2 protein-coding genes and 1 pseudogene are annotated in these 5774 nt (G+C 62.0%); all 3 read right to left on the reverse strand.

All coding sequences use genetic code 11. From position 1 onward, the window contains the following. A pseudogene (locus QK296_RS28785) lies at nt 1–1210 on the reverse strand (type IV secretion protein Rhs); the annotation flags it as partial. 128 nt (nt 1211–1338) lie between these two features. Then, nucleotides 1339–4413, reverse strand: coding sequence for an efflux RND transporter permease subunit (locus tag QK296_RS28790; protein WP_120248292.1), 3075 nt, complete (start codon nt 4411–4413; stop codon nt 1339–1341). A gap of 2 nt (nt 4414–4415) precedes the next feature. Further along, nucleotides 4416–5519 carry an efflux RND transporter periplasmic adaptor subunit gene (locus QK296_RS28795; RefSeq protein WP_034134400.1) on the reverse strand — a complete coding sequence of 368 codons (1104 nt, stop codon included), beginning with the start codon at nt 5517–5519 and terminating at the stop codon, nt 4416–4418. Nucleotides 5520–5774: the final 255 nt, after the last annotated feature.

Consider the following 5774-nt stretch of genomic DNA (forward strand, 5'->3'; position numbering starts at 1 on the left):
CCATCGACACCGGGCAACCGTGAGTGACCGTTTTATCCGCAGAAGCCGCCGCATCTCCTTTGGGATTTGAAGCCACAGCCGGCACATCATCCACACGCTCTTTCTGCATCAGCACCGCGTTCTGCCGCGCCCGCCAGCGCATCTGCATCGTGCCTTGCTTCAGCCCACCCACCACCCCGCGAACCGCCACCGCTTTGTAGCGGTCCACCGCCTGCATGAACTTCGTGAGGATCGTCAGCACACCGGTCACGAAGCCCACGGCTGACTGAAGCACCCACGCACCGTACTTGACCAGGCGCATACTCAAATACGCCACGCCCGCTGCCGGCAGCGCGATGGTCAACACCACGCCAATCACCAGGTCAATCAGCAGCGACACCATAAAACCGGCGGCTGCTTGTGCGACTTCACTGGGCGGTAACGCTTCCAGCCAGATCATGGCCGTGCGCAGTAACAGGTACAGCGCGGCCTCATCACTGGCCAGCAACATCGCCTGTTCCATGACCTTGGGCGCATCAGTGGCTATTTGCGCCAACCTGGCCGCCTCGCTACCCAGTTGCTCGACGTACTTGAGCGGGTCTTCAAGCATCGCCTGCACCTGCTTGATGCTGTCCCACGCGTCACGGATCGCTGCCCAACTGCCGGCCAGCACGCCGTTGCCAATCGCGCTGGCGGTGGATTGCTGCCAGTGTGGCTTGAAGCCTTGCCACTGCTCGCGCAGCCATTGCTCAAGATCCGCTGTCAGCCCCGCATAGGAAGCAAACAAGGCGTCGACTTGCTGCGCTGAAACACCGCCTTGAACCCTCACCTGATAACGCCCGCCGGCGGCGCAGTCGTGGGAACCTTCGCCTTGCTCGTCGAGCAGGATGACCCTGGCACTGCCGTCATCCAGCCCGATCACCTCAACCGGGATATTGCCGATCGGCACGTCGTACGCTGACTCGAACCTGCTCTGGATCTTCAGCACACCACCCGCCGGACAGCGGGCCACGGTGGAAAAGTTCGCATCGCCAAGACCGACCGACTGCTGTGCATCCCCAACCCGCAACACCCGATCCATACCCAGCAACGAAGGCATGTCCGCTGCATGACTGACCGTATCCAGCACACGCGAATACCAGGCGCCCATCTGCTGGCGATACTCCGCCAGGCTCTGATGGAAACCATCCAGCTCGTGTTCGATAAAGGTAATTTGGGCTGCTTGGGTCATCCGCGACGGCTCCCCACGGGGGGCGGCCAGGTAACCAAGGCACTAACAGGAAAAACCATCTGCAATCCCTCGCACTGTTTGATCAGGCGAGGGACTTTGCAGCGGTTTACAGGGGAGGGGAGTAGAGCTTATCCGGCCGTTACGTGGGACGTTTCAGCAACCTTGTCGCGCAGTACCAGGCTGCACAGCGCCGGCAGGAACAACAGCGTCAACACCGTGCCCACCAGCACACCGCCAATCAGCACATAAGCCAGCGACGACCAGAACACCGACAGCGTCAGCGGAATAAACGCCAACGCCGCCGCCAGTGCCGTAAGGATCACCGGTCGGGCGCGCCGCACCGTGGCTTCGATAATGGCCTCGCGAATCGCCATGCCGTGGTCCTGGTTCTGGCGGATCTGGTCGGTGAAGATCAGCGTGTTGCGCATCAGAATGCCGCCGATGCCAATCAGGCCCAGGATCGCGTTAAAGCCGAACGGCTGGTTGAACAACAACAAGGTCGGCACTGCGCCAATCAGGCCCAAAGGCGCGGTAGCGAACACCATGAACATCACGCCAAAGGAGCGCACCTGGAACATGATCACCGTGAGGGTCAGCAGGATCATGATCGGGAACAGCGCCGCCAGGGCGACGTTGGCCTTGGCGCTTTCCTCAACCGGGCCGCCGATGTCGATTTTGTACCCGCTGGGCAGCTTGGCGATCAGTGGCTGCAGGTCTTTGTACACGGCCATTTCCACATCGGGCGGTTGTACGCCGTCGATGATGTCGGCGCGCACTTCCACGGTGGTGGCGCGGTCGCGGCGCTTGAGGATCGGCTCTTCCATTACCGCCTGGAAATGCCCGACCTGGGCCAATGGCACCGAGGTTCCGGCGCTGTTGGTCAGGGTCATGTTGTTGAGGTTGGCCAGGTCTTCACGCTGGCTGCCCTGGGCACGGGCCACCACCGACACGGTGCGGTTGCCTTCGCGCACTTCGGTGATCGGGTTGCCGCTGAGCAAAGCGTTGAGTTGGGACTTGACCTCGTCCGGCGTGAACCCCAGCAGGCGCAAGCGATCCTGATCCAGCACCAGGCGATAACCGCTGGCACGTTCGCCCCATTCGAGGAAGGTGTCTCTGGTCAGCTTGTTGCCGGCTACCACCTGACGCACGTCTTCAGACAACCCACGCAGCACATTCAGGTCCGGCCCGGAAACGCGGAACACCACCGGGAACGGCACTGGCGGGCCGAAGACGAGCTGTGTGACCCGAACCCGCGCCGAAGGGAATTCGCCTGCCGCAATGCGCTCACGCATCCGCAGTTTCAGTGCGTCGCGGGCATGGGAATCCGGCGTTTGCACGATCAACTTGGCGAACGCCGGGTCCGGCATTTCAGGGTTCAACGACAGGAAAAACCGCGGTGCGCCGCCGCCCACATAGGTGTCGACCATGCTCGTCTGGGGTTCCTGCAACAGCGCCTTCTCCACCTGAGCCGCTACGGCCTCGGTGCTTTTGAACGCGCTGCCGGGCGGCATATACACTTCCAGAATCAGCTCCGAGCGGTCCGAGTCGGGGAAGAACTGTTTCTTCACCACCGCCATACCCAGGCCACACAGCACAAACGCGGCCACCACCAGCCCAGTTACCAGCCAGCGCCCACGCACGCAGGCCTCTACCAGGCGGCGCAGTTTCTGGTAGTAGCGCCCGGCATAAATCGCATCATGCCCGCCGGGCACTGGCTTGATCTGCGGTAGCATTTTTACGCCCAGGTAAGGCGTGAACACCACCGCGACCAGCCACGACGAAATCAATGCGAACCCGACAATCCAGAAGATATTGCCGGCGTACTCGCCAGCACCGGAGCGCGCAAACCCCACCGGCAAAAAGCCAATGATGGTCACCAGCGTACCGGTGAGCATGGGCGCGGCGGTGGAGCTCCAGGCATAGGTCGCCGCGTGAATGCGGTCAAACCCTTCTTCAAGTTTCACCACCATCATCTCGATGGCGATGATGGCGTCGTCCACCAGCAAGCCCAGGGAGATGATCAGCGCGCCGAGGGTGACCCGGTCGAATTCACGGCCCGTGACCAGCATGATCACGAACACGATCGACAGAGTCAGCGGCACGGCGGCCGCCACCACCAGCCCCACGCGAAAGCCCAGGGCCAACAGGCTGATCAGCATCACCACCGCCAGGGCGACGAAGAATTTGAGCATGAATTCATTGACCGCCAGGCTGATGTTCTTCGCCTGGTCGGACACCTTGGCGAAGTTCACGCCCAGGGGCAGGTCGGCCTGGATCCGCGCTTCTTCGGCTTGCAGACTCTTGTCCAGTTCCAGACCGTTCCAGTGCTTCTCCATGATCACGCCCAGCATCAGCGCCGGGTCGCCCTGGTGGCGGATGCGGTAACTGGGCGGGTCTTCATAACCCCGGCTCACGGTGGCTACATCGGCGATGCGCAATACGCGGCCATTGACTTGCAGGGGCACGTTCTCGATCAAGGCCAGGCTGTCGAACGCGCCGTCGATGCGGATATAAGCGCGGGCGCCCGCCGTTTCGACGAAGCCTGAGGGCGCCACGGCGTTTTGTGCGGCGAGGGCGGTGAAGATCTGTTCGGGCTTGATGCCCAGGGTCGCCAGGCGCTCATAGGAAAACTCCACAAACACACGCTGGGCCTGTTCGCCGAGGATATTGACCTTCTTCACCCCGGGCAGGTTGAGCAGGCCCTGGCGCAATTGTTCGGCCATTTGCACCTGCTGGCGGTGGGGTAGGTGTTCGGCTTCCAGGGCGTACAACGCAAAGTACACATCGGAATATTCATCGTTGAAAAACGGCCCGATCACGCCCTTGGGCAATTGCGCGGCTTCGTCGCTGAGCTTTTTGCGCGTCTGGTAGAACAGCGCCTGGATCTCGCTCGGGCGGGTGGATTCGAGGAAGGTCATGCGCATCGACACAAAGCCCGGCTGGGCGATGGTCTCGACGCGGTCGTAGTAGTCCAGCTCTTGCAGGCGTTTTTCTAGGCGGTCGGCGACTTGTTCCTGCATTTCCTGGGCGGTGGCGCCGGGCCAGGCGGCGGTGATGGTCATGACCTTGACGGTAAACGAAGGGTCTTCGGCGCGCCCCAGCTTGCTGAATGCGAAGACCCCGGCGACGAGGATCGCAATCAGCAAAAACAGGGTGACGGCGCGGTGTTTGACGGCCAGTTCGGAGAGGTTGATCCCGCGCATACTCATTGATCCTGCTGACGGTTGAGGGCCAGCGCCTGGGCGGGCAGCAAGCGCACCGTGTCGCCGCTGTGCAACAGGTGAGCGCCGAGGGCGACGATGGTTTGGCCGGGTGTTACGCCGCTGTCGAGCAAGGCGTCTTCCTGGCCGAGGCTGGCGACTTTCACCGGGGCGAAGCTGATCTTTTGGTCATCGCCAATCAGCCAGACGCCCGTGCCTTGCCCCGCATCCTGCAAGGCGCCAATGGGCACGCGGGTTTGCAGAGGCTGGCCGTTGCCTTGCAGGCGCACGGTGATGGTGGAACCGAGGGCGAAACGCTCGACCGAACCCTGCAGCACATAACGTGCCCGGTAGGTGCGGGTGACCGGGTCGGCGCTGGCGGACAGCTCGCGCAGGGTGGCGGTCACGGCCTGGTCGGGTGCGCCGAAGGGGAATGCCAAGGCTTTTTGCGCGGCCAGGTCACGCCGGTTCTCCGGCAGGTTGACGATGGCTTCACGGGCACCGTCATGGGCCAGGCGCGCGACGATTTGCCCTTCGGCCACCACTTGGCCGCGATCGGCCAGCACGTCGGTGATGATGCCGTCGCCATCGGCCTTGAGTACCGAATATGTGCGACGGTTTTCGATCTGGCTGGCATCCGATTGCGCCGCGGCCAGTTCGGCCTGGGCGACGCGCAGGTTGGTGGCCGACTGGTCGAAGATCTGCCGCGACACCGCGCCGGTACTGGCCAGGCGCTGGTAACGGTTTTCATCGTCACGGCGCTGGCGCAGTTGCGCCTCGGCTGCGTTGACGCGGTTCTTGGCCGAACGCAGCGCCAGTTCGAAGTCGCCGATGTCCAGCACCAACAGGGTGTCGCCACGGGAGACATGCTGGCCGGGGTCGACCTTGCGCTCGATCACCTTGCCGCTGACCCGAAAGCCCAGGTTGCTTTCAGTGCGTGCTGCCACCACGCCGGTATAAGCGCTTTGCTGGGTGCCGGCGGCTTCGACCTTGGCGGCGAGTACCGGACGCGGCACTGGTACCTGAGCGGTATCGGCCTTGCTGTTGCAGCCATTGAGGAACATCAACAGGGCCAGGGGTGTGAGAAGACGCAGGGGGAGAGGGGGCATGGCGAACTCCGGAAACCATTGTGCAAAAAAATTACGGGCGTAATTTTTTACTTATATTATGGTTGAAATATAAATTAATCCAGTCCCCAGATAATCCCCGTCAGCTATGCGCAGATCTCCTGTGGGCTTGTTCCGAAAGCGGAGGGTCAGTCACTGATGAGTCAACCGAACCATCTACACATTTTTGTAGGTTTTAGCGGCCAACGGTAACCACGATGCGAAGCGAGCCGCTCTTGATCTTGATCTGCTTTTGAT

This window comes from Pseudomonas sp. AL10, assembly GCF_029960685.1.
In the GTDB taxonomy this organism is placed as follows: domain Bacteria; phylum Pseudomonadota; class Gammaproteobacteria; order Pseudomonadales; family Pseudomonadaceae; genus Aquipseudomonas; species Aquipseudomonas lactis.